The 21,948-nt window shown below is 55.2% G+C and carries 20 protein-coding genes, 1 tRNA gene and 1 pseudogene; 15 read left to right on the top strand and 7 right to left on the bottom strand.

Going from position 1 to position 21,948, the window contains the following annotated elements:
* Positions 1 to 64: 64 nt before the first annotated feature.
* Positions 65 to 2,206, bottom strand: coding sequence for an ATP-dependent DNA helicase RecG (gene recG, locus ACTIDN_RS04790; RefSeq protein ID WP_441376168.1), 2,142 nt, complete (start codon positions 2,204 to 2,206; stop codon positions 65 to 67).
* Between the two features lie 66 nt (positions 2,207 to 2,272).
* Here recG and ACTIDN_RS04795 point away from each other — a divergent pair, with 66 nt between their 5' ends.
* Complete coding sequence (locus ACTIDN_RS04795; protein ID WP_415507496.1) at positions 2,273 to 2,584, top strand: FAD assembly factor SdhE; 312 nt, start codon at positions 2,273 to 2,275, stop codon at positions 2,582 to 2,584.
* Positions 2,581 to 6,072 carry a transcription-repair coupling factor gene (mfd, locus tag ACTIDN_RS04800; RefSeq protein WP_441376169.1) on the top strand — a complete coding sequence of 1,164 codons (3,492 nt, stop codon included), beginning with the start codon at positions 2,581 to 2,583 and terminating at the stop codon, positions 6,070 to 6,072. Before ACTIDN_RS04795 ends, mfd begins: the two co-directional genes overlap by 4 nt.
* A 145-nt stretch (positions 6,073 to 6,217) precedes the next feature.
* Here mfd and ACTIDN_RS04805 read toward each other — a convergent pair whose 3' ends face one another.
* The gene (locus ACTIDN_RS04805) at positions 6,218 to 7,105 is read right to left on the bottom strand and encodes a hypothetical protein (protein WP_441376205.1); all 888 of its coding nucleotides are present in this window, start codon (positions 7,103 to 7,105) and stop codon (positions 6,218 to 6,220) included.
* Between the two features lie 162 nt (positions 7,106 to 7,267).
* Here ACTIDN_RS04805 and ACTIDN_RS04810 point away from each other — a divergent pair, with 162 nt between their 5' ends.
* On the top strand, positions 7,268 to 8,239 hold the full coding sequence (locus ACTIDN_RS04810; RefSeq protein ID WP_441376170.1) for a bile acid:sodium symporter family protein: 972 nt from the start codon (positions 7,268 to 7,270) through the stop codon (positions 8,237 to 8,239).
* A 3-nt stretch (positions 8,240 to 8,242) separates the two neighbouring features.
* The gene (locus tag ACTIDN_RS04815) at positions 8,243 to 9,709 is read left to right on the top strand and encodes a pyridoxal phosphate-dependent decarboxylase family protein (protein ID WP_441376171.1); all 1,467 of its coding nucleotides are present in this window, start codon (positions 8,243 to 8,245) and stop codon (positions 9,707 to 9,709) included.
* Here ACTIDN_RS04815 and cobT read toward each other — a convergent pair.
* From cobT to ACTIDN_RS04830, 3 genes are all read right to left on the bottom strand, one after another.
* Complete coding sequence (gene cobT, locus ACTIDN_RS04820) at positions 9,698 to 11,635, bottom strand: cobaltochelatase subunit CobT (protein WP_441376172.1); 1,938 nt, start codon at positions 11,633 to 11,635, stop codon at positions 9,698 to 9,700. The genes ACTIDN_RS04815 and cobT overlap by 12 nt on opposite strands.
* Before the next feature lie 26 nt (positions 11,636 to 11,661).
* The gene (locus ACTIDN_RS04825; RefSeq protein WP_441376173.1) at positions 11,662 to 12,669 is read right to left on the bottom strand and encodes an AAA family ATPase; all 1,008 of its coding nucleotides are present in this window, start codon (positions 12,667 to 12,669) and stop codon (positions 11,662 to 11,664) included.
* A 99-nt stretch (positions 12,670 to 12,768) separates the two neighbouring features.
* Positions 12,769 to 13,380 (bottom strand): J domain-containing protein, encoded by a 612-nt coding sequence (locus ACTIDN_RS04830; RefSeq protein WP_441376174.1) that lies wholly within the window; start codon positions 13,378 to 13,380, stop codon positions 12,769 to 12,771.
* Positions 13,381 to 13,424: 44 nt separating this feature from the next.
* Here ACTIDN_RS04830 and ACTIDN_RS04835 point away from each other — a divergent pair, with 44 nt between their 5' ends.
* Together ACTIDN_RS04835 and ACTIDN_RS04840 are read left to right on the top strand one after the other, a co-directional pair.
* On the top strand, positions 13,425 to 13,763 hold the full coding sequence (locus tag ACTIDN_RS04835) for a BolA family protein (protein WP_441376175.1): 339 nt from the start codon (positions 13,425 to 13,427) through the stop codon (positions 13,761 to 13,763).
* Positions 13,760 to 14,350 (top strand): LolA family protein, encoded by a 591-nt coding sequence (locus ACTIDN_RS04840; RefSeq protein ID WP_441376176.1) that lies wholly within the window; start codon positions 13,760 to 13,762, stop codon positions 14,348 to 14,350. The genes ACTIDN_RS04835 and ACTIDN_RS04840 overlap by 4 nt, the downstream gene beginning before the upstream one ends.
* Here the strand turns inward: ACTIDN_RS04840 and lipB are convergent.
* Complete coding sequence (gene lipB / locus ACTIDN_RS04845) at positions 14,328 to 15,017, bottom strand: lipoyl(octanoyl) transferase LipB (protein ID WP_441376177.1); 690 nt, start codon at positions 15,015 to 15,017, stop codon at positions 14,328 to 14,330. The two genes, ACTIDN_RS04840 and lipB, sit on opposite strands and share 23 nt — an antisense overlap.
* A gap of 74 nt (positions 15,018 to 15,091) precedes the next feature.
* Between lipB and ACTIDN_RS04850 the strand changes: the two genes are divergently transcribed.
* From ACTIDN_RS04850 to moaA, 3 genes are all read left to right on the top strand, one after another.
* A tRNA-Leu gene (locus tag ACTIDN_RS04850) sits at positions 15,092 to 15,178 on the top strand.
* A 296-nt stretch (positions 15,179 to 15,474) separates the two neighbouring features.
* A complete protein-coding gene (galU, locus tag ACTIDN_RS04855) occupies positions 15,475 to 16,359 on the top strand; it encodes a UTP--glucose-1-phosphate uridylyltransferase GalU (RefSeq protein ID WP_441376178.1) in 885 nt (294 codons plus the stop codon).
* A 163-nt stretch (positions 16,360 to 16,522) separates the two neighbouring features.
* On the top strand, positions 16,523 to 17,539 hold the full coding sequence (gene moaA / locus ACTIDN_RS04860) for a GTP 3',8-cyclase MoaA (protein WP_441376179.1): 1,017 nt from the start codon (positions 16,523 to 16,525) through the stop codon (positions 17,537 to 17,539).
* A gap of 9 nt (positions 17,540 to 17,548) precedes the next feature.
* Here moaA and ACTIDN_RS04865 read toward each other — a convergent pair whose 3' ends face one another.
* Positions 17,549 to 18,424 (bottom strand): methyltransferase domain-containing protein, encoded by an 876-nt coding sequence (locus ACTIDN_RS04865; RefSeq protein ID WP_441376180.1) that lies wholly within the window; start codon positions 18,422 to 18,424, stop codon positions 17,549 to 17,551.
* A 50-nt stretch (positions 18,425 to 18,474) separates the two neighbouring features.
* On the opposite strand from ACTIDN_RS04865, the pseudogene ACTIDN_RS04870 reads away from it, so the two are divergent.
* The 6 genes and pseudogenes from ACTIDN_RS04870 to ACTIDN_RS04895 form a co-directional block, all read left to right on the top strand.
* Positions 18,475 to 18,708, top strand: a pseudogene (locus ACTIDN_RS04870) (double zinc ribbon domain-containing protein); the annotation flags it as partial.
* A 27-nt stretch (positions 18,709 to 18,735) separates the two neighbouring features.
* Entirely contained in the window at positions 18,736 to 19,284 is a 549-nt protein-coding gene (locus tag ACTIDN_RS04875; protein WP_441376206.1) for a ComF family protein, read from the top strand.
* A 66-nt stretch (positions 19,285 to 19,350) separates the two neighbouring features.
* Positions 19,351 to 19,611 (top strand): glutaredoxin 3, encoded by a 261-nt coding sequence (grxC, locus tag ACTIDN_RS04880; RefSeq protein ID WP_415507447.1) that lies wholly within the window; start codon positions 19,351 to 19,353, stop codon positions 19,609 to 19,611.
* A gap of 25 nt (positions 19,612 to 19,636) precedes the next feature.
* Positions 19,637 to 20,104, top strand: a complete 468-nt coding sequence (locus ACTIDN_RS04885) for a DUF1178 family protein (protein ID WP_441376181.1) — start codon at positions 19,637 to 19,639, stop codon at positions 20,102 to 20,104.
* A gap of 64 nt (positions 20,105 to 20,168) precedes the next feature.
* Positions 20,169 to 20,645, top strand: a complete 477-nt coding sequence (locus tag ACTIDN_RS04890; RefSeq protein WP_441376182.1) for a DUF2147 domain-containing protein — start codon at positions 20,169 to 20,171, stop codon at positions 20,643 to 20,645.
* A gap of 38 nt (positions 20,646 to 20,683) precedes the next feature.
* Positions 20,684 to 21,946, top strand: a complete 1,263-nt coding sequence (locus ACTIDN_RS04895) for a lactonase family protein (protein ID WP_415507444.1) — start codon at positions 20,684 to 20,686, stop codon at positions 21,944 to 21,946.
* Positions 21,947 to 21,948 lie beyond the last annotated feature (2 nt).

Here is a 21,948-nt window from a genome sequence, read left to right on the forward strand (position 1 = left end):
CCTCGGGTTTTCTATGCGCCCTACAAGAAAGCCGCGCCTTTGGGGGCGGTTTTTTTTGTAAAAACTAGCCTCCTGTAAAAATACGGGCCGCATCTGTTTTGTTGAACAGGCTCAGCAAAACTTCGGCTGACTGGGGAAGCGCGGGGTCGGCTAGGGGGGCGGTGTCGGGCAAAATGCGTTTTGCTTCCTCGTGCGCTGCGTCCAGAAGCATATCCACCAGTAGTTCAGACGACATACGATAGTCAGGCAGGCCAGACTGCCTGCGGCCTGTTACATCCCCGCCGCCGCGAAGGCGAAAGTCTTCATCGGCTATCAAAAAACCGTCTTCAGTTTCTTTCAGGCAGGTCAGGCGGCGGCGCGCGGTCTGGCCTAACCCGTCATCATGCAGCATCAGGCAATAGGAGGCCTCAGCGCCACGGCCAACGCGCCCTCTGAGTTGGTGCAACTGGGCAAGGCCAAAGCGCTCAGCATGTTCTATCACCATGATGGTGGCTGTGGGGATATCGACCCCTACCTCAATCACTGTTGTGGCCACCAGAAGGCGTGTCTCTCCTTGGGCAAACGCCTCTAACGCCTCTTCCCGCACGGCAGAGTCCTGCTGGCCGTGGGCCAAGCCTGCAATGGGGCCAAAATAGCTTGTCAGTTCTGCGTGGCGGGCCTCCGCGGCTGCAACGTCCAGCGCTTCACTCTCCGATACAAGAGGGCACACCCAGAAAATCTGTGCGCCTTTTGCCAAGGCTCGGCGCAGGCCACTCAGTACATCGTCCATTGCACCAATGCTGTGCAGGGATGTGCGGACAGGTTTACGGCCAGCGGGTTTGCCTTCCAGCCTGCTGGTTTGCATGTCCCCAAACCGGGTGAGCAGAAGGGTGCGGGGGATGGGGGTGGCTGTCATGACCAGCATGTCAGCATCGCGCCCTTTTTCCACCAACGCCAAACGTTGCTCCACACCAAAGCGATGCTGCTCATCAATTACGGCAAGTGCGAGGTCTGCAAATTGCACGGCGTCCTGCACCAGTGCATGCGTGCCCACTACAAGCGGAGTGGTGCCCTCGGCAATGGCTTGCAGGGTCTGTTTCCGTGCCTTGCCTTTGACTGCGCTGGACAAATAAGCAACAGGTACGGGGGAAAGCCGCTCAAATGTTTTGGCGTGTTGTCGGGCCAGAATTTCAGTGGGGGCCATGAGTGCTGCTTGTGCCCCATTTTCTGCTGCACGCAGCATGGCCAGTAAGGCAACCAGTGTTTTACCTGCGCCCACATCCCCCTGTAGCAGGCGGCTCATGCGGTATGGGGCGGCCATATCGGCTTCTATGTCCCGTAGCGCCTTTTTCTGGCCCGGGGTTGGGGTGTGCCCAAAAGCGGTTAAGGCCTGCTGCTGTAAATGCCCATCCCCGGTAATGGAGCGCCCGGGTCTGCTGCGGGCGGCGCGCTGGGCGATGCGGGTGGCAAGTTGGTCTGCCAATAATTCATCGCAGGCCAATCGGGCATGGGCACGGGTTTGTTCGCCGCGCCAGGCATCCCCCTGTTCACTGTCGGGAATGGTTGCCGGAAAATGCATCCAGTGCAAAGCAGTTGTGAAGTCAGGCCAGCGGCGGCGCTCCAGCAAGGTGGGGGCGTGCCACTCTGGTAGTGTTGTGGGAAGTCGCGCTAATGCTGCTGTCATGGCCTGCCGGACCTGCCCGGTAAACAGACCAGCGGTGAGCGGCCAGACAGGGTCTAGCAAAGGGATGCGGTCTGCTGAGCGTGCGGGCAGCAGGTAATCCGGACTGGTCATGGTAAGCCGCTCATGAAAGCGCTCAACCTTGCCCGAAACTATGAGAGATTCGCCTTCCACAACATTTTGAGCCTGCCATTTTGAAAAAAAGGCCAGTTCTAGTGTGCCGGTTGTATCTTCCAGTGTGACCCGCCAGGGTTGCCGTGTACGTGGCGCGGGCGGACGAATGCCGCGCACAATGCCGGTTACAGTTGCAATGCTGTCCTGTTTGAGGTCAGCAATAAGGGGCCGTGCGCGGCGGTCTGTAATACTTTCAGGAAGGCAGAACAGCAGGTCCAGCACGCGGTTGCCACCTGCAATACGGCTGAAAAGCTTGGCCCGTGCAGTGCTGACACCGGGAAGACTGTCCAGAGGTGCCAGAACAGGGGCCAGCAGGCTTGGGTCAAATTGACCCGCACCCGAAGCGGTTGTGATGGAAAAGGGACTGGACACCAAAGAAACTCAGGCCTTTGTTTGCGGCTGACAGAAAGTCGTCTGAAGGCTATAGACACCATGACCATGCAAGACAATTTTAGCACGCCTCCATCAGAAAATGATCCGTTTGCAGCACGCCGCCGCAGGCTGATTTTCCGTGCCAATCATCGCGGAACATTCGAGACCGATATTCTGATTGGCGGATTTGTGGAAGCCAATGTTGCAACCATGACGGATGCTGAACTGTCTGACATGGAAGCCATTATGGAAATGCCGGACCCGGAACTGACGGACTGGCTATTTGGGCGCCTGCCATTGCCAGAAGAAAAAGCCACACCCATGTTACGGCGCATGGTGGACGCCAGCCGTGCAAAAGGAGCCGGGAAGACCGTATGACAGCAGAAACAGGGGTGGACAGTCGCGCACAGGGGCGGGTTGTTCCAGTTTGGGGCGTAACGGAAGGGTATGATGCCTTTTTGCTGGCCCGTAGAGCACGCGAACATAGCGGCCCCGTTGTGCATGTTGCACGGGATGAAGCCTCTACCGTAAGGCTGGCGGAAATGCTGGCCTATATGGCCCCGGATGTGGAGACACTGCGCTTCCCCGCGTGGGACTGCCTGCCTTACGACCGGGTTTCTCCCAACCCTACTCTGGTTGCGGAGCGCGTAGCAACGCTCACCCGGTTGCTGGAACCCGCCAATGGCAAGCCAAGGCTCGTTTTGACCACCGTTGGTGCCATTGTGCAGCGTGTTTCACCCCGCGCCACATTTAAAGGGCAGTCCCTTACCGTCAGGCAAGGGGAAAGCCTTGATCAGGAATTCCTGATCGAACTGCTGATAGCCAATGGCTACACGCGCACGGATACGGTGATGGAGGCGGGTGAATTCGCTACCCGTGGCGGTATTTTTGACCTCTACCCGGCAGGTGCGCCGGAACCCCTGCGGCTTGATCTGTTTGGCGATGAAGTAGAGAACATTCGCGCCTTTGACCCCGGAACGCAGCGCTCTACCGGCAAACAGACAGAGCTTACTCTCCGCCCTGTTTCCGAACTGTCACTGGATGCGGAAAGTATCTCGCGGTTTCGTACGGGCTGGCGCGATGTATTCGGGCCGGGTGCTGCGAGTGACCCGCTGTACGAGCATGTTTCAGACGGGCGGCGCTATCCGGGGCTGGAGCATTGGTTGCCGCTTTTTCATACTGAACTTGAAACGCTGTTTGATTATTTGCCCGGTGCTTCGTTCTCGTTGGATTATCAGGCAGAAGACGTCCTGAAAGGGCGTCTGGAAATGATAGAGGACCACTATCAGGCCCGGCGTCAGCCTGTGAGGGAGGGGGAAACACCGTATCGCGCCCTGCCGCCGCACCTGCTTTATCTTGATCAGAAAGGTTGGGATGCCGCTCTGGCGCGGGCACCGGTTGTAGCCTTCAGCCCCTTCGCCAAGCCAGATGGGGCGCAGGGGATGGATGTAGGTGGCCGCCCCGGCAAAATGTTCTCTAAAATTGTGCCTAATGGGGAGCGTGAACAGGTTTTCCGCCTTTTGGGAGACCAAGTGCGGGAATGGGGTGAAGTTAACCGGAGGGCCTATATCGCCGCGTGGTCTCGCGGGTCCCGTGAGCGTATTGGTACATTGCTGCGTGAGCACGGTGTTGCGACCCAGAGCTATGAGAACTGGAAAGAGGCGCAAAAAGCAAAGCCCGGTACTGTTGCCCTTTTAACGCTGGAACTTGAGCGCGGCTTTGTTGCGGAAAATCTTGCTTTTGTGTCCGAGCAGGACCTGCTGGGCGAGCGTATTGGCCGCCCACCGCGTCGTCGCCGCAGAGCGGATGAACTGATTGCCGAAGCGGGAGAAATTACCGCCGGGGATCTGGTCGTGCATCAGGATTACGGGATCGGGCGGTATGACGGGCTGGAGACAGTGAGTGTGGGTGTGGCGCCCCATGACTGTTTGCGCCTGTTATACGATGGCAATGAAAAGCTGTATCTGCCCGTTGAAAACATAGAGCTTCTGAGCCGCTTTGGTTCCGACCAGTCCGGTGTACCATTAGACAAACTCGGCGGTGTTGCCTGGCAGGGCCGTAAGGCGCGGATGAAGCAGCGCATCCGGGATATGGCGTCTGACCTTATCCGGACAGCAGCAGCACGCGCCATGAAAGAGGCCCCGGTTCTCACCCCCGCTGAAGGGTTGTGGGATGAATTCTGTGCCCGCTTCCCGTTTGTAGAGACGGACGATCAGGCCCGCGCCATTGCCGATGTGCTGGATGACATGACATCCGGCAGGCCTATGGATCGTCTGGTGTGTGGGGATGTCGGGTTTGGCAAAACCGAGGTCGCCTTGCGTGCTGCGTTTGTGGCGGCAATGTCGGGCGGGCAGGTTGCTGTTGTGGTGCCAACCACTTTGTTGGCCCGCCAGCATTACCGCACCTTTGCCGCACGATTTGAGGGATTTCCGCTCAAGGTGGCGCAACTCTCCCGCATGGTCACAGGCAAGGAGGCAACGGCCGTCCGTAAAGGTCTGACGGATGGCTCCATAAACGTGGTGATTGGCACCCATGCATTGCTCGCCAAAACAGTGCAGTTTGCGGCCCTTGAACTGCTTATTATTGACGAGGAGCAGCATTTTGGCGTGGCGCATAAAGAAAAGCTGAAAGCCCTGCGTGACGATGTGCACGTGCTGACCCTTTCCGCAACGCCGCTGCCACGCACCTTGCAGCTCTCTTTGTCTGGTGTGCGAGAAATGAGCCTGATTGCCACACCGCCGACGGATCGTCTGGCGGTGCGGACCTTCATTATGCCGTTTGATAGTGTGGTTATTCGCGAGGCAATACAGCGTGAGCGTTTCCGTGGTGGTCAGATTTTCTGTGTTGCCCCACGTATTGAAGACCTTGACCGTCTGGCAGAACGCCTGAGCACCATTGTGCCGGATGCCAAGGTGGTGCAGGCGCATGGTAGGCTGAGCCCTACCGAGCTTGAACGGGTGATGACCGAGTTCTCGGACGGGAAATATGACATTCTGCTTTCCACCAACATTGTGGAAAGCGGGCTGGATATGCCTGCCGTGAACACGCTGATTATTCACCGCGCAGATATGTTTGGCCTAGGCCAGCTTTATCAGTTGCGCGGGCGGGTAGGGCGCGGGAAGCAGCGTGGCTACGCATATCTGACATGGCCGCAAACACATGTTCTCTCTGCCGCAGCAGAAAAGCGGCTTGAGATTATGCAGACGCTGGACACATTGGGCGCAGGCTTTACGCTTGCCTCTCATGACCTTGACCTGCGTGGCGCGGGTAACCTGCTGGGTGACCAGCAGTCGGGCCATGTGCGTGAGGTAGGCATTGAGCTGTACCAGCAGATGCTGGAAGACGCCGTGGCAGATCTACGCTCTGACGCCAACCGCCGGAGTGCGGAAGATCGGGACTGGACGCCTAACATTATTGTTGGCCTGCCTGTTCTTATCCCGGTCGAGTATGTGCCAGACCTGCCTGTGCGGTTGGGCCTGTACCGGCGCATTAGCGGCATAGCATCAGACGCTGAGCTGGAAGCTATGGAAGCCGAACTGGTTGACCGCTTTGGCCCTGTGCCGGATGAGGTCAAGAACCTGCTGGATATTGTGGACCTGAAGCGCCTGTGCCGCGCTGCCGGAGTAGAGCGGCTTGAAGCCGGGCCAAAGGGTATGGTGCTGCAATTCCGTCATAATCACTTCCGGAACCCGCAAGGGCTGGTGCAGTGGATGGCCCGTTGGAAAGACGGCACAGTCCGCCTGCGAACGGACCATAAAATGGCTGTTGTGCGGGAGTTGACCAACGTGCAGCGTATAGATCTGGCGCGTAGGGTTTTGCGGGACCTCTCCAAACTAGCCCAGAAAATACCAGCAGAAGCTGTTTAAGACAGTTTATGCCGCAACAGAAAAAGGCACGGAGAGCATGAAGCTTTCCGTGCCTTTTTGTTTTTAGAACCTTAGCAACGGGTTGACCGCCTAACCCACAGGTCACCTATTTTGGCTCACAGCTAAGAGCAGGAGTGTTGGTGGGTTATTTTAGGGGAAGAGGAAAACCGTTGACGGTCAGAACGCCGCTGGACCACGTGGCATCCCACACGCTTGCACCATTCTGTGCGTGGCTGACAAGGCGAGCCAGCACCATACCGGCGGCTAGTTTCATTTGATTGGCAGCCCGTACTTTTTCAATCAACGTCTCAATGTTCACCACTTCCAGATGGCCGGAGGCTGACGTGGCATTCACATTGCCTGTCAGAGTGGCGGTGCCATTGCCTTTCAAATGGACCGTGTCGCGCAGAGCATCAAAGTTGGAAATGGTGACGTGCACTGCCGGTGCCTGTTCTGCTTTGCCGCCCACAGCAGCCATCAGCGCTGGGATTTCAGAAGCTGGCAGAGAAAATGCGGCGTGCGCAGCCGTTGGCAACAGGTCCTGATTGGGAATGTTCTTAAAAGTAAGGCCAGTCATCCCCAGCGTTGCAGCAGCATTATGCTCGGACGTATTTCCCGCCAGTTTCAGGCTGGCACTCCCTATGCCCACATGAGCAGAGGCGTGAGTAACAGCAGCCGTGTTCCAGACGACAGAATAGGTATTGCCAGCTTTCAGACCATTGGCAATGCTTTGGCCCTGTTTGTTCAACCACGCGGAGCAGGCGGCGTTATGGCGCCCTGTCAGTGCAGAAACCAGCAGCAAAGATGCGGCGTCAGCCTGATCTTGCACGGACTCTGCCGTACTGCCGGACGCTGTGGTCGTGTAGGTCATTTGCTTGATGGTGAGGGAGGTACTGCCATCCGGCGTGTGGATACTTGTGGTATCAAAACTGACGTTCTGGTCCGTTGCATGCGTACCACCGTGGGAGATAACGGCACAACTGGCTGGCGGAGCAGCTAGTGCAGGCCGGGCGAATGCAGCGCTCACGAGCATGAGAGATGCGAGAGGGAGAATGGTGTGTGCTTTCATTTGCGCATAAAGGTGGCGTAAGCAGAGGCCCTGCGCAACGAAGATTTTTATGCCCTTAACGCAGAAAGCTGTAAGGGCTTGTAAAGTCTGTGCGTCGGCACATGAAACAGGAAAGAACTGAGCACGATGTTTGGTCTGGACCCATTCCTTTTAAGCCTGATCGGGACTGTGGTGCTGGCCACATTTTTGCCGTGCCAAGGTGCGGCAGTTCCCGTGTTTCAATGGCTGGCTATTGTTGTCATTGGCATCATGTTTTTCCTGCAGGGTGCCAGATTGTCACGCAAAGCTGTTGTGGATGGTCTTACGGCTTGGCGGCTGCATCTGCTTATTCTTTGCTGCACGTTTGTGCTGTTCCCCCTTTTGGGGCTGGCGCTGCATCTAGTCTTTCCCGCATTGCTACAGGATGAGGTCTGGCTAGGAATATTGTTCCTGTGCTGCCTGCCTTCCACGGTGCAGTCATCCATTGCGTTTACCTCTATTGGCGGAGGGAATGTCCCTGCGGCTGTTTGTGCTGCCACCGCATCCAATATTTTTGGTATTTTCATCACACCGTTTCTTGTCGGGTTGGTTCTGGCGCGGCATGGAGCACAGGGCGGTGGTGTGATGGCTATTGTGCTGCAACTGCTGCTGCCTTTTGTGCTCGGGCAGATCTTACAGCCCTGGATTGGTGCATGGGCCGTGCGAAACAAGAAGATCCTGTCACTTACGGACCGTGGTTCCATCCTTATTGTAGTCTATCTGGCGTTCAGCGATGCTGTGATGCAGGGCTTGTGGCACAAACTGCCTCCCAGTCAGCTTGGCATGATAGCGTTGGTAGATTTTATGCTGCTAGCCTGTGTGCTTATTCTTACCGCTGTAACAAGCCGCGCTGCTGGCTTGCCGCTGCGGGATGAAATTGCAGTGGTTTTTTGCGGGTCTAAAAAAACACTGGCGTCTGGCGTGCCCATGGCCAACGTGCTGTTTCCACCGGCGAGCGTGGGGCTTATTGTCCTGCCGTTAATGATTTATCACCAAATCCAGCTTTTTATCTGTGCAGTGTTGGCGCGGCGTTTTGCTGCTCGCACAGCGCAGGACAAAAGCATGAACGCAGGAGACTGATATATGGCTGGCCTTGATCCTAAAAACTGGGACGAAATGCGGGCTCTCGGCCACCAGATGCTGGAAGATATGTTTGATAACCTGCAACATGTGGCGGAGGGGCCGGTCTGGCAGCCCATGCCGGATGGGGTGAGGCAGGGTTTTGCCGAACAACCGCTTCCACAGACAGGCACAGATTTACCAGAGCTTTATGGGCAGTTTACCCAGAGCGTACTACCTTATGCGGTGGGTAACCGGCACCCGCGCTTTATGGGATGGGTGCATGGTGGTGGGACAGTTCAGGGTATGCTGGCTGAAATGCTGGCAGCAGGCCTGAACGCAAACCTTGGCGGCAGGGACCACGCGCCTGTTGAAGTAGAGCGCATGGTTATTCGCTGGGCAGCAACCATGCTGGGTTTTCCGGAAACGGCAACAGGCGTTCTGGTAACTGGGTCTTCTCTTGCCAATTTCATTGCTGTTTTAACGGCAAGCCGTGCGGTCAAGGCAGGTCGTGCACTCCGTACGGAGGGTCTTAATGGGCGCAAACTGGTTGGTTATGCCGCCCAGACTGCCCATGGATGTATTGCGCGTGCATTCGATATGGCAGGCCTTGGCACGGAGGCATTACGCCGTATGCCCGTTGATGCCGCATTTAAGATGGATATGGCAGCCCTTGATGCTCAGCTAAAGGCTGACCTTGCCGCTGGGCTGGAGCCGTTTATGGTTGTGGGGACTGCGGGGACTGTAGACACGGGCTCTATTGATCCGTTGCCCGAGCTTGCCGCTTTTGCGCAGGCCTATGGCCTCTGGTTCCATGTGGATGGAGCTTTTGGAGCATTGGCACGTCTCTCCTCAACCTACGCGCCGTTAGTGGCGGGCATGGAACAGGCAGACAGTATAGCGCTAGATTTTCATAAATGGGCGCAAACCCCGTATGACGCTGGGTGCGTGTTGGTGCGGGAGGAGGGCAGGCAGGCGGCAACGTTTGCACAGTCACTTGCTTACCTGTCCAGAGAAGACAGAGGAACTGCTGCCGGCGCACCGTGGTTCTGTGACCTTGGGCCTGATCTCTCGCGCGGGTTCAGGGCGCTTAAAGTCTGGTTCACACTTGCCGGGTTTGGCGTTGAAGGGCTGGGGAGCGTTGTTGACGGGTGCTGTCGTGTTGCCCGTTATCTGGCTGCGCGGGTTGAGGCGCATCCTGATTTGGAAATGCTGGCTCCCGTTACCCTGAATATTGTGTGTTTCAGGGTGAGTGTGGGGGCTGACAATCTTGATGCTCTCAATGGTGAGCTTGTCAAAGATATGCAGGAAAGCGGGGTGGCCGTCCCCTCCGCCACTGTGGTGCAGAGCAAACGCGCCATTCGGGTTGCTGTTGTGAATCACCGCACAGCCGAGCAGGATATGGACATCATGCTCGAAACATTGCTAGCTCTTGCGGCCAAGCGCTCAAAGCTTGACGTAAGCGCCCCGGCTGACCCGTTACCAGTGTGACATGGTCCGGCGGCGTCCCCCTTTTGCGCGTTTGTCATCAAACAGCGCAGAGAGGGATTGCAGCATGGTGCCTCCCAGTTCTTCTGCATCGGTAATAGTCACAGCGCGCTGATAGTAACGCCCTACGTCATGGCCGATACCAATGGCGGAAAGTTCTACAGGGCTGCGGTCTTCGATCATATGGATGGTCTCGCGCAGGTGATCTTCCAGATAGGAGGGGGGATTGACGGAAAGTGTGCTGTCATCCACCGGCGCACCATCAGAAATGACCATCAGAATCTTGCGGGATTCCGGGCGACTTTTCAGCCGTTTGTAGGCCCAGAGTAGGGCTTCACCATCAATATTTTCTTTAAGTAGACCTTCGCGTAGCATGAGGCCCAAATTGGTTTTAGCACGACGCCAAGGCATGTCTGCCGCTTTGTACACAATATGGCGCAGGTCATTCAAACGCCCAGGGTTAGCGGGCTTACCCTCTTTCAACCATTTTTCACGGCTCTGACCGCCTTTCCAAGCGCGTGTCGTGAAGCCCAGAATTTCCACTTTCACACCACACCGCTCAAGGGTGCGGGCCAGAATATCGCCGCAGGACGCCGCCACAGATATGGGCCGCCCACGCATGGAACCGGAGTTATCTACCAAGAGGGTGACAACCGTGTCCCGGAACTCCGTATCCCGTTCCTGTTTGTAGGACAGAGAAAGTGTGGGATTCACCACAATACGGGAGAGGCGCCCTGCATCCAGCAGGCCTTCTTCCATGTCAAAATCCCACGACCGGGTTTGTTGCGCCATCAGTTTACGTTGCAGCTTGTTCGCCAGACGCGAAACAACTCCGTGTAGGGTGGCGAGCTGAAGGTCTAGTTGGTGGCGCAAACGGTTAAGTTCTTCCGGGTCACACAACTCTTCAGCGCGAACTTCTTCATCAAACTGGGTGGTGTAGGCGTGGTAGGTTTTGGCTGTTTCACCCGGAGGGATGTCTGAGCGTTTTCCCGGCCCTGCGGCTTCACCAGTTCCTTCTGAGCCGCTGCCTTCTCCTTCTTTTTCCTGCATATCTGGTGAAAAATCACCTGATCCGGCCATCATTTGCGGTTCAGGGGCGGAGGGAGTAGGTTCTGGTTCCGGTGGACTGGCCTCATCCTGCTGCTCGGGCGGAGAGGCGGAGTTCTGATCTTCAGTATCGGATGTGTCAGACCCGTTTTCGTCTTCTTCTGTGTCGTCAGAAGCTGCGTCGTCTTCAGTCAGAGCGCAGGCTGCCAAAATTTTACGCGTGGCACGGGCATAGTCTGCTTGACTGTCCTCATGCGCCTTCAGGTGAGCAAGCGCCTGTTGTGCCTTGGCTGGCAATGTCTGCCGCCATTTTTCCAGAATAGCTTGGGCAGAAACAGGCACAGCTTCACCGGTCAAGGCCTCACGTGCCAGCAATTCCAATGCTACTGCGGGGGAAAGCTGATCTGGCGTTGTCATCTGTGCCAAGCCAGCTTCCCGACATTCGGTTTCCAGCCTGTAACGCAGGTTGGCCGCTACCCCCTGCATGTGGCGGGCGCCTAGGGATTCAATGCGGGCCTGCTCCAGCGCATCGTAAACCTCCCGCGCCATAGGTTCGGCAGGCAAGTTATTCTGGTGCAGGCTACTATCATGATGTTTGAGGCGGAGCGCCTGTGCATCGGCAGCGCCACGGATACGTAAAACTTCCTCGTCTTTTAGCCGGCGGGAAGGGGCGGGAAGGCGCGCTTTGCCACCAAGGCTGAGCGGAGCAACCGGCATATTGCCGGTATGGAACGACACATCAGCATCGCGTTGGCCACCCATGGCACGCAGCGTTGCAGCCGTGGCCTGCTTAAAGACGTCAACGCGGTTTTCTTGCTCGGCAGCCGTTGGCTGGTTATGCCCGACCGGGGGTGCCTGCGAACCTGTCCTGCTGTCTGCCATAAGTGAAGCGCCTTCCCTTTTAAACCTTACGCGCCCTGTTTGGCGTACGGGCTGGAGTTGAAGCAGCGCTGGTAATACTCAGCCACCATGGTGCGTTCAGCCTCGTCACATTTGTTCAGGAACGTCACGCGGAAGGCAAAGGCGGTGTCTTTGAAAATAATTTCGTTTTCAGCCCATGCAATGACCGAACGCGGAGACATGACAGTGGACAGATCACCCGCCATGAAGCCCGCACGTGTCAGATTGGCCAGCGCCACCATGTTTTCAATCATGCCGCGTTTGGCTTTGTCATCCGGGTTAATGCCAAGACGGGACAGTACAATGCCAACTTCCTGTGCATGAGGCAGGTAGTTAAGAGAGGTCACGATGTTCCAGCGGTCCATCTGGCCTTGGTTAATCTGCTGCGTGCCATGATACAGGCCAGTGGTGTCTCCCAACCCAATGGTGTTGGCGGTTGCAAACAGTCGGAACCACGGGTGCGGTTTGATAACGCGGTTCTGGTCCAGCAGAGTAAGTTGCCCTTCTACTTCCAGCACACGCTGGATGACAAACATTACATCCGGGCGGCCTGCGTCATATTCGTCAAATACCAGAGCGCAGGGATGTTGCAGGCACCAGGGCAACAGGCCTTCCTGAAATTCCGTAACCTGCTGGCCATCCCGCACGACAATGGCGTCTTTTCCCACCAGATCAATACGGGAGACGTGGCTATCAAGGTTGATACGGATACACGGCCAGTTGAGGCGGGAGGCTATCTGCTCAATATGGGACGATTTGCCTGTGCCGTGAAAGCCCTGAACCATAACGCGACGATTGAACGCAAAGCCTGCCAGAATGGACAGGGTGGTGTCATGATCAAACAGGTAAGCCGGGTCCTGTGCAGGCACATGTTCCGTTCTGACAGAAAAGGCCGGTACGGTCAGGTCCGAATCAATGCCAAAAACATCTCGCACTGAAACTTCAAGGTCCGGTGCTGAAAGAGCAGAGATCGGTGGGAGGTCACCGGTGGAGACCGGGTTTGAAGAATCAGTCATTCTTTATCCGTCTTTGTCTGGTTTGTGCGTGCAGAGAGGAAAAATAAAAGCAGCCATGGTACAGGCTGCCAGAGAGAAGCGTGGAGCAGGATGGCACGATCACCCCGCTTTTTCGAGCCCCTCAGAGGTAAGGTGTGTCCTCACAATTGTGAAGGCAACATTAATGACTTTCAGCCGTTCCTCGGCTTTACGGTCCCCATTATTTGTATCCGGGTGGTGTTTGCGCGCCAATTCGCGGTAGCGCGCCTTGGCAACGTCCAGCGTTACAGGCCAGTCCAGACCAAGTGTGGCCAGAGAATCTCGTAACCCTTCAGGCGCACGAGGGGCTGCGGCCTGACGTTTGCGCTCGGCTCTTGCTTCCCGGCTGCGGCCCAGAATGTCCAGCGGGTCTAGAATTTCTTCTTCATTAAATGTCTTACGTTTTGTTTGGGCTGCACTTTGGCCAAAAGCCCAGGACGGGCGGTCCCACGCAATATCAGCCCGCAGATGGGCTTCAATCTGGCCGGGTGACATGCCTTTGTAATAGTCCCAGCGTGCATTATACTCCCGCACATGCTCTAGACAGAACCAGTAATACTGGTTCAGCGTCTCGCGGGAGCGGGGGGCGCGATAGCCAGCAGACTTTGTACATTCAGGCATGTCACAGCAGCGCTGCGGGGCGTCCGGATCTGGGTCGAACGCCCTGTGACGGGTATTCCTTCGCTTCATCATCAGGGTTATGTGCGCCCTGAGCGCTTCTGTGCAAGGGGGAAGATATGGCAACGGTTCGTAATTCAGCATCAACACACGCACCTCAGGGGCCTCGTGCCATACGGGTAAGGGACGTACTGACGCAGACATTTGCACCATTGAAAATGGATATTCAGGATGAAAGCCACCGTCATGCACACCATGTTGCCATGGTGCGTGGGCCGGAAGCTGGTGCCTCTGAAACACATTTTCGGATTCTGCTGGTAAGCGCCGCTTTTGACGGAGTGGGTCGGGTTGCCCGGCACCGCATGGTGAATGACGCTCTGAAAGCTGAGTTCGATACCGGACTGCACGCCTTGGCGCTCACCTTGCGGACGCCGGAAGAGGACGCAAAAATTTCATGAAAAAATGGACAGAGTGCAAAAGCGGTGTAGCTACCATGCAACGGCGAAGCCTGTTTATACTAGGTCCTCTTTTGCTGGCATCCTGCGCCGGAGGTGGGAAAGGTCTGACCAGTGCCGGGCAGAGTGATGTGGCGCGGGTTGAGGCCTATATGCGGGATGTGCAGTTAAATGCAGTACCCTTCCAGCAAACATGGCCCAATGGAGCAACTGGCGGTGGTTTGCTGACCTATCATGCCGGTTATCTACATCTGGTGTATACCATGCCCCATAGTATGGATCTGGAAGCATCCGGCACACATGCAGTGTTCAAGGATTCTCGTGCGGGGTCAGAAACCCGCATGGGTCTGGCTCATAATCCACTAGGGGTGCTGATGGGTAATCCGGTGCATCTGTCAGGGGATGTTACGGTCACAAATATTCAGAAGCCGCCCGGTATCCTGCAAATTTCTCTGGCAAAAACAAACAACCCGTCCCAAGGGCTGGTCACGCTTGTTTTTAAGGACACAGGGCGTACGCTTCGACTGTTCGAAATGCGTCTGGTCGATGAGCGGCGGCAGACGCTGTTTATTCGGCTTCCACCTCAGTAAACCCTGACGGCAGGCTGCCAAATACAGTCTGCCAGTTTTCTGCTAAGGCTGCGTCTAGTTGGTCCTGAGACACAGTGAATCCCAGCTTTTCAAAGCTGGTTACGCCATATTCCCGAATACCGCAGGGCACGATGCCTTCAAAGTCAGCCATGTTGGGGCGAAGGTTGATGGAAATACCGTGCCAACTCACCCACCGTGAGACACGGACCCCGATAGCTGCAATTTTTTCTTCCTGACCTGTTTTGGGGTCGATAACCCACACCCCCACACGCCCTTCACGGCATTCTCCTTTTAACCCAAAGGTGGCTAGGGTGCTGATAACCCAGCTTTCCAAGCCGTGTACGTAAGCTCGTAAGTCTCGCGCGGGGATTAGTCCGTGTGACTTATGCAGGTCCAGCATGACATAAGCGATTCTCTGGCCGGGACCGTGATACGTCCATTGCCCGCCGCGCCCGGCATCGTAGGTAGGGTAGTGGTGCGGATTAAATAAGTCCTCGGCTTTGGCGGAGGTGCCTGCTGTAAAAAGGGGTGGGTGCTCCAGCAACCAAACACGTTCCACGGCCTCAGTCTGACGAATTTTTTGGGAAATTTCCTGCATTCTGGCGAAGGCAAAGGGGTAGGGAACAGGTTTTTTACTGATTTCCCATAAAAAATGCTCGTTGGTCATTGCCGCCTGATGATGGTTCGGTTATAGGGCTTCTCACCAAACGGTATCGCACTTTTTGATACTGGTTGTCACGGGCGGCCGTGGCGGAATGGTAGACGCGCAAGCTTGAGGTGCTTGTGGGGGAATACCCCGTGGAAGTTCGAGTCTTCTCGGCCGCACCATATTTAGCTCCAAGAAAAATTTGTTAGTGTATGAGTTTTTCTTGGAGCTAAATTTTTACTAAATCACACAATTTGAAAATAATATGACTGCCATATTCAGGCCGTTGTTCTGCTGTTTAAAATCTTCGTGATATGCGCTAGCTTTCTCGACGGCTTCGCTGTGGCCCTTTCTCTTGCTATTTTAAAGGCAAAGGCGCGCAGTAGATGCTCTTGATTTGACGAAACAGGCCGGCTGATATTAGCTGCCTACTGCGCAATGTGTTGAAACTGAACTTTTTATTAAAGGTGTTGTATTCGTGTCCAAGCCCAAGCCTTTACGTAAAGCGGTCCTGCCTGTAGCGGGGCTGGGTACGCGCTTTCTGCCTGCAACAAAAGCCATGCCTAAGGAAATGCTGACGGTTGTTGACCGTCCGCTTATCCAGTACGCGATTGATGAAGCACGGGAAGCGGGTATTGAAGAGTTCTGCCTTATTACAGGTCGCGGCAAAGACTCCCTCATTGACTATTTCGATATTGCTTATGAACTAGAAGCAACCCTGCGTGAGCGGAATAAGCTGGATGCCCTTGCCGCGCTGGAACCAAGCTCTATTGAAGCCGGGTCTCTGGTTGCCGTGCGCCAGCAGGAGCCGCTGGGTCTGGGTCATGCTATCTGGTGTGCTCGCAGCTTTATTGGTGATGATCCGTTTGCCATCCTGCTGCCAGATGACATTGTGCAAGCAAAAACGGGCTGCCTGAAACAGTTGGCTGATGCCTATTATCAGACCGGCGGGAGCGTTGTTGCTGTTACGGAAGTGCCGCGTGAGCATACGAACCGCTACGGCATTCTGAAAATGGGTGCAGATGACGGTAAATTGGTTGAGGTCAAGGGGCTTGTTGAAAAGCCGAAACCAGAAGAGGCTCCATCCAACCTGTCCATCATCGGTCGTTATATCCTGACACCCGACGTTATGCCGCACCTTGCTAAGCTTGAAAAAGGCGCTGGTGGGGAAGTTCAGTTGACGGATGCCATGGCTAAAACCATAGGACATGTGCCTTTCCATGGGCTGCGTTATGACGGCCGTCGGTTTGACTGCGGGAATAAGATCGGCTTCCTTGAAGCGCAGGTTGCATTCTCTCTTGAACGCCCGGATCTGGCTGATGACGTCAAAAGCTTCCTGAAAGAGTACGCCGCAAAGCTTTAAGTTTGCCTGAAAGCATTGGGGTTATGGTCTGATCCCGTATGCTCGTAATGCTTATCAAAACAGCCAGTGGTTCTTCCCATTGGCTGTTTTTGTTTGGCAGGCCTCTTTAATCTGTGTGGTAGAATTTCGACACGATGCTAACGTTTTGCTATATAGTGGACCTATGTTGTCCTCTTTAATTGACCCCACGGGTCGGCACATTTCCTATTTGCGTGTTTCTGTCACGGACCGGTGCGATATGCGCTGCGTTTACTGCATGGCGGAAAGCATGCAGTTTCTGCCGCGTGAGGACGTGCTTTCGTTCGAGGAACTGCTGCGCCTTTGTCAGGTGTTTGTAAAACAAGGCGTTCGTCGCCTGCGCATTACGGGCGGTGAGCCTCTGGTGCGGCGGGATATAGGGCCATTTTTTGAAGCACTGGGCTCGTGGCTTCATCGTCCCGAGCAGATGGGCACTCTGGATGAGTTGACTCTGACCACAAATGGTAGCCGCCTATCACACTATGCAGAAACTCTGTTTAACGCAGGGGTTCGCAGGGTAAATGTGAGCCTTGATACGTTAAATCCGGAGCTGTTCACTCAGATTACGCGGCGGGGGAAGTTGGCTGCCACGTTGGACGGTATTTACGCAGCACGTGCGGCTGGAATGGCGGTTCGCGTGAACGCCGTTGCCATGGCGGGGGTAAATGAAGACGAATTCGATTCCATGCTGGCATGGTGCGGAGAGGCGGGCGTTGACCTCTGTCTGATTGAAACCATGCCTATGGGCGATACCGGGGAAGACCGGACTGCAACCTATCTCCCTTTGTCTCAGGTCAAAAAAGACCTGATGCAGCGTTGGACATTAACCCCTTTACCAGATCGCACGGGTGGTCCAGCACGGTATATGCGGGTGGAAGAAACAGGGCAGAGAATAGGTTTTATTACGCCTATGAGCCATAATTTCTGTGATAGCTGTAACAGGGTCAGACTGTCGTGTACGGGCCGTTTATACACGTGCCTTGGGCAGGAAGACGGAATTGACCTGCGCGAAATTATGCGTGGAGGTGGAAACGATCAGGCAATACTGGCTGGAATACAGGATGCTATTGCGCGCAAGCCCACAGGCCACTCGTTCTTGCTGGGGGATGTTTCTGGGCGTGTTGAAGGGCCAGCACGGCATATGAGTGTTACGGGCGGTTAGTGCGCTCCCTCATTCTGGATCCGGCAAGTTTGTAAGAGTAGATGCTAAAGACTGCGTAAAGGCACCGGGTTGGAGTGGCTGAGGCTGAGTTTGATCAGGTGCCCATGCGGTCAGTATCGCCATTTGCAATGGCATAGTGAAAGATCCATCTGGTGCAGTGCGTATTTCCGCCCCAGCAGCAGGGAACAACATACGTGGGGGCGGTGTATGGCTGCGCAGGGCCAAGGCATTGGTTTCACCCGCTGCGCGTAGGTCCTGTAACAGCCCGGCCAGAGAGTTGTAATGGAGAGGTAAGACCTCAGCATCAACGACAGGCAGAGCAAACCCTGCGCGTTGAAGCAGGCCTGCACAGCTCGGTAGCGTGGGAAGGGGTGAGACCCGGGGAGAGATCCCATCTGATAACGCCAGTTCAGCCATCTCCAGCGCCTGCTTGAGGGTTCTGAGCGTTGGAAGAATAGGCAGTGCGGCTAGGAAGAGACCATCTGGCCGTAGAATTTGGCGTATCTGCGCAAACGTGCCCGGAAGATCATTCACCCAGTGCAGGGAGAGGTTTGCTATAACCAGATCAAAGCTATGGGGTGCAAAGGGTAGAAACTCTTCATCTGCGCAAACGGTTTCTATGTTGAAAAAATGCGTTTTGCGCGCAAGGCTGAAGGCGCTTTCACATTGCACAACGTCAATGCCACGGTCGAACAGGCGAGGGGCCATGAAGCCTCTGCCGCCAATATCCAAAGCCGTTTCAAATGTGCGGGTAACATCCGCCAGACGCTCCATCAGAATGTCTGCCGCAGCCTCAAAGATAGGAGCAGCCTTGTGTTGCGTGTATGCTGCGCGATTACGATGCTGTCGGACCGCTGCACGGTCAAAGATAATGGGAGCGTCCATGCAGTTAAACGTGCGCTTCTCTCGCCTGTTTGCCAAGGGGCTATGATGTAATGGTCGGCCGGGTCGGGCAGAGTAGGCCTTTAGGGCGGTTGTTCAAACAGGGATGCGGCGTAGTTCTTAACGCATTATACCCTCCGTTCTGCCTGCTATGTGGTGCAGAGACTCACAAGGCAGGTCTTATCTGCTCAGACTGTTTTGTGCGTGTGACGCCTGTCAGTGCACCATTTTGTAAAAAATGCGGCACGCCACAACCTTCTGCGGCTTATCTGAATAACCAGGGAGCATGTGCGGTTTGTGAGCGGCATCCACCGTTGTGGTCTCAGGCACGTGCGGCTTTTGTTTACGATAAAGCAATCAGAGACCTGATACTTCAGTTAAAATATGCAGACCGACAGGAGAACGCCTCTTTTCTGGGTGAGCATATGGCCCGCATTGGGCAGGGTTTCATCCAGCCAGAGAGTATCATCATTCCGGTGCCCGCACACAGACGTAGGTTGCGGCAGCGTAGATACAATCAGGCAGCTCTCTTGGCGCAGGTTACTGCACGTAAAACCGCGGCACGCTATGTGCCGGATATGCTGGAGCGTACACGGGCTACCACGCGTCTTTCCGGATTTTCCCGCCGGGAGAGGTATGAGGAAATGAAGCAGGCTATAAGAGTTAGGCCTCACTTGCGATACTCAGTGGCGGGGCGGCACATCGTGTTGGTGGATGATCTCTTGACGACGGGTGCCACGGCATCCGTGAGTGCCCAGGCATTGCTTGAGAGCGGAGCAGCCTCGGTTTGTCTGCTTGTGGCGGCCTTAGTGCCCATGCAAAAAGAGATTGACCTTGATTCTCCAATAGCGGAAACCGCCTGACATCTATGTGACGCATCACGGACTACTCTGTTGGTGCCAGTTCATTCAGGAAAGAGGGGAAATGCCATGCCGTCCATCGAGATTTATACCCAGCCCGGTTGCCCTTTTTGTGTGCGTGCTGTGCAGCTTTTGCGGAGCAAGAATGTTGATTTCAAGGAAATCAATGCGCCCCGTGGTACCCCTGAGCGTCAGCAGGCTTACGAGCGTTCAGGCGGTGGGACCACTGTGCCGCAGACTTTTGTAGATGGGACGTGTCTTGGTGGATGCGATAACCTGATGGCGCTTGAGCGGCAGGGCAAGCTGGACGCTGCGTTAGGGCTCGCTTAGGTTAAACGCAGGGAAATAAAGTGCCATGATCTGCTACCGTTTGCGGTGTCGGCATGACCATCAGTTTGAAGGCTGGTATAAGGACAGCGCAACATTTGCCATGTTGCAGCAGAAAGGCCTGCTGACTTGCCCCGAGTGTGGGGATGCAGAGGTACAACAGGCGCTTATGGCTCCGGCTATCGCCAAAAGCGGGGTCTTGGCACCACAGGCTGAGCGATCAGCCCCTCAGGTGGAGCAAGGTAGTGAGATGCCTGATCTGGGTAGCGGCCTTTCTGATCAAGCCATGGTTGCATTGCAAAAGGTGCGGCAGGCGGTAGAGCAAAACTGCGAAAATATGAAAGACCAGTTTGCGCGGGAAGCTCTACGTATCCATCATGGGGAAGCGCCTGAGCGTGGTATTTATGGCAGTGCTACAGAGCATGAGAAGGATATGCTGCGCGAAGAGGGAGTGAATGTTCTTGCCCTGCCGTGGGTAAGGCGTGCAGACAGCTGACGATTAGAGGATCTGCTTGGCGGAGAGGCTCCTTCGGCAGAAATAGACAATGGAGAAGGCCAGAGTGAGCAGAAACATACAGCGTCTTGCAGCATTTCTGTGCCTGTTTCTGGGGGGGTACACGGTTCTGCTTCCCGGTGTAGCTCATGCAGAAACACACCCCGAAGCTGCGTTTATGGGATACTGGCTGAGCCAGGGCCATGATGGTGTGTTCAAAATTGATCGGTGTGGCGACACGGTCTGTGGCCACTTGGTCGGCTTGCAGTACGATGGAACAAACGTACCGCATGACAAAGCGGGGGACACAATGTGCAACCTGCTAATGTTGACGGATTTCAAAGCCTCGTCTGACGATACTGGCCGATGGAATGGGAAAATCCTCGATCCGGATACGGGCCATATTTATCAGGCGCAGATCTGGTCCCCGCGGCAGGATGTGCTGAAGCTGCGTGGGTATATCGGCCTGCCGTTATTTGGGGAAACCCAGACATGGACACGGTATAACGGAAGGCTGGGGCCTGTATGCAAAATGCCGCATTAGGCACGCGTGGAACCAAGAAGAATAAGGCAGTTTCCTGTATGACGCATTCTCTTTCCCGCCGCCTGTTTGGGTTGGGGGGCATGGCTGGTGCATTTGTTGTGACAGCTAGTGCTGCCAGTGCCGCCGATGACACAGCCAAAGCTCCCACCCAAAGTGAAGCACAGCCTAAAGAGCGCACGTTCTGTTATGTGGGGGGCTACACAAAACATGGTCCGCCCGGCGGAAATGGAGATGGAATTACGGTTTTTGAGATGGACCGTAAAACAGGCGGTCTGACCAGCCTGATGACGTTTACCGATATTGCCAGCCCCTCTTACATTGTTCTTTCCCCAGACCGCCGTTTTTTATATGCGGTAAGTGAAATTGATGATTTTGATGCAACACACAGTGGCTCTGTCACGGCATTTTCAATTAATCACTCAACGGGTGCTCTAACAAAACTCAATACTGTTGCGTCAGGTGGGGCTAATCCCGCGCATTTAAGCGTGCACCCTTCTGGACGCTACGTGTTTGTGGCGAATTATACCGGCGGGACAGTCGGTGTTCTCCACGTTTTGGCAGACGGGTCTCTGGGGCGCATGACTGAGCTTGTCCATAATAGTGGCCCAAGAATGCCAGATCGTGCGGCAGATAATCCTTCCGGAAATTTTGCAGTCAGTGACCATTCCTCAGCGCACCCTCATATGGTCAAAAGCGACCCGAGTGGAAAATATGTGCTGGTGATGGATGCAGGGCTAGACAGGGTGTATGTCTGGAACATCAACAGCAATACAGGGAAGCTGACCCCAGCCGCCGTGCCGTTTACGCCTATGACTCCGGGTTCGGCACCCCGTCATTTCGAGTTCGGTGCGGACGGCAAAAAGCTCTACCTGTTGTGTGAGCAGGACTCAAAAGTAGTGGTGGCGGATTTTGACCCCAAAACAGGCAAAATTTCCCCCCAGCAAAGTGTCAGCAGTCTGACTGCGCATTTCCACGGTAGTACGCTTGCTGCGGGAATTCTTCTCTCTCCTGATGAGCATTTTCTGTACGTATCAAACCGTCTGGGGGATTCTTTGGCTGTTTTTCAGGTTGCTCAGGACGGCAGCCTGACTTTGGTAGATGAGATATGGACCCACGCAGATTATGGGCGTGCTCTCATGTTCGATCCGTCTGGCAGCTATTTGTATGTTGCAAACCAGAGGAGCGATTCTATCACGTCTTTCCGCGTGGATAAAACAACAGGAAAAATCAGTTTCACATGGGACTTTACCCCGATTGGCAGTCCAACCTGTTTTGAGTTTCTGACTGTTCCTGCTGCCTGAAC

The sequence above is a fragment of the Acetobacter sp. genome, assembly GCF_052102375.1.
Lineage (GTDB): Bacteria > Pseudomonadota > Alphaproteobacteria > Acetobacterales > Acetobacteraceae > Acetobacter.

Coding starts and splice junctions, on each gene's coding strand:
- ACTIDN_RS04840 (WP_441376176.1), top strand. CDS start 13,760: ATGAAAAAATGGACAGAGTGCAAAAGCGGTGTAGCTACCATGCAACGG.
- lipB (WP_441376177.1), bottom strand. CDS start 15,017: ATGACCAACGAGCATTTTTTATGGGAAATCAGTAAAAAACCTGTTCCC.
- ACTIDN_RS04805 (WP_441376205.1), bottom strand. CDS start 7,105: ATGCTCGTGAGCGCTGCATTCGCCCGGCCTGCACTAGCTGCTCCGCCA.
- mfd (WP_441376169.1), top strand. CDS start 2,581: ATGACAGCAGAAACAGGGGTGGACAGTCGCGCACAGGGGCGGGTTGTT.
- ACTIDN_RS04895 (WP_415507444.1), top strand. CDS start 20,684: ATGACGCATTCTCTTTCCCGCCGCCTGTTTGGGTTGGGGGGCATGGCT.
- moaA (WP_441376179.1), top strand. CDS start 16,523: ATGTTGTCCTCTTTAATTGACCCCACGGGTCGGCACATTTCCTATTTG.
- ACTIDN_RS04795 (WP_415507496.1), top strand. CDS start 2,273: ATGCAAGACAATTTTAGCACGCCTCCATCAGAAAATGATCCGTTTGCA.
- ACTIDN_RS04835 (WP_441376175.1), top strand. CDS start 13,425: ATGGCAACGGTTCGTAATTCAGCATCAACACACGCACCTCAGGGGCCT.
- ACTIDN_RS04885 (WP_441376181.1), top strand. CDS start 19,637: ATGATCTGCTACCGTTTGCGGTGTCGGCATGACCATCAGTTTGAAGGC.
- ACTIDN_RS04825 (WP_441376173.1), bottom strand. CDS start 12,669: ATGACTGATTCTTCAAACCCGGTCTCCACCGGTGACCTCCCACCGATC.
- cobT (WP_441376172.1), bottom strand. CDS start 11,635: ATGGCAGACAGCAGGACAGGTTCGCAGGCACCCCCGGTCGGGCATAAC.
- ACTIDN_RS04865 (WP_441376180.1), bottom strand. CDS start 18,424: ATGGACGCTCCCATTATCTTTGACCGTGCAGCGGTCCGACAGCATCGT.
- ACTIDN_RS04830 (WP_441376174.1), bottom strand. CDS start 13,380: ATGATGAAGCGAAGGAATACCCGTCACAGGGCGTTCGACCCAGATCCG.
- ACTIDN_RS04815 (WP_441376171.1), top strand. CDS start 8,243: ATGGCTGGCCTTGATCCTAAAAACTGGGACGAAATGCGGGCTCTCGGC.
- ACTIDN_RS04810 (WP_441376170.1), top strand. CDS start 7,268: ATGTTTGGTCTGGACCCATTCCTTTTAAGCCTGATCGGGACTGTGGTG.
- grxC (WP_415507447.1), top strand. CDS start 19,351: ATGCCGTCCATCGAGATTTATACCCAGCCCGGTTGCCCTTTTTGTGTG.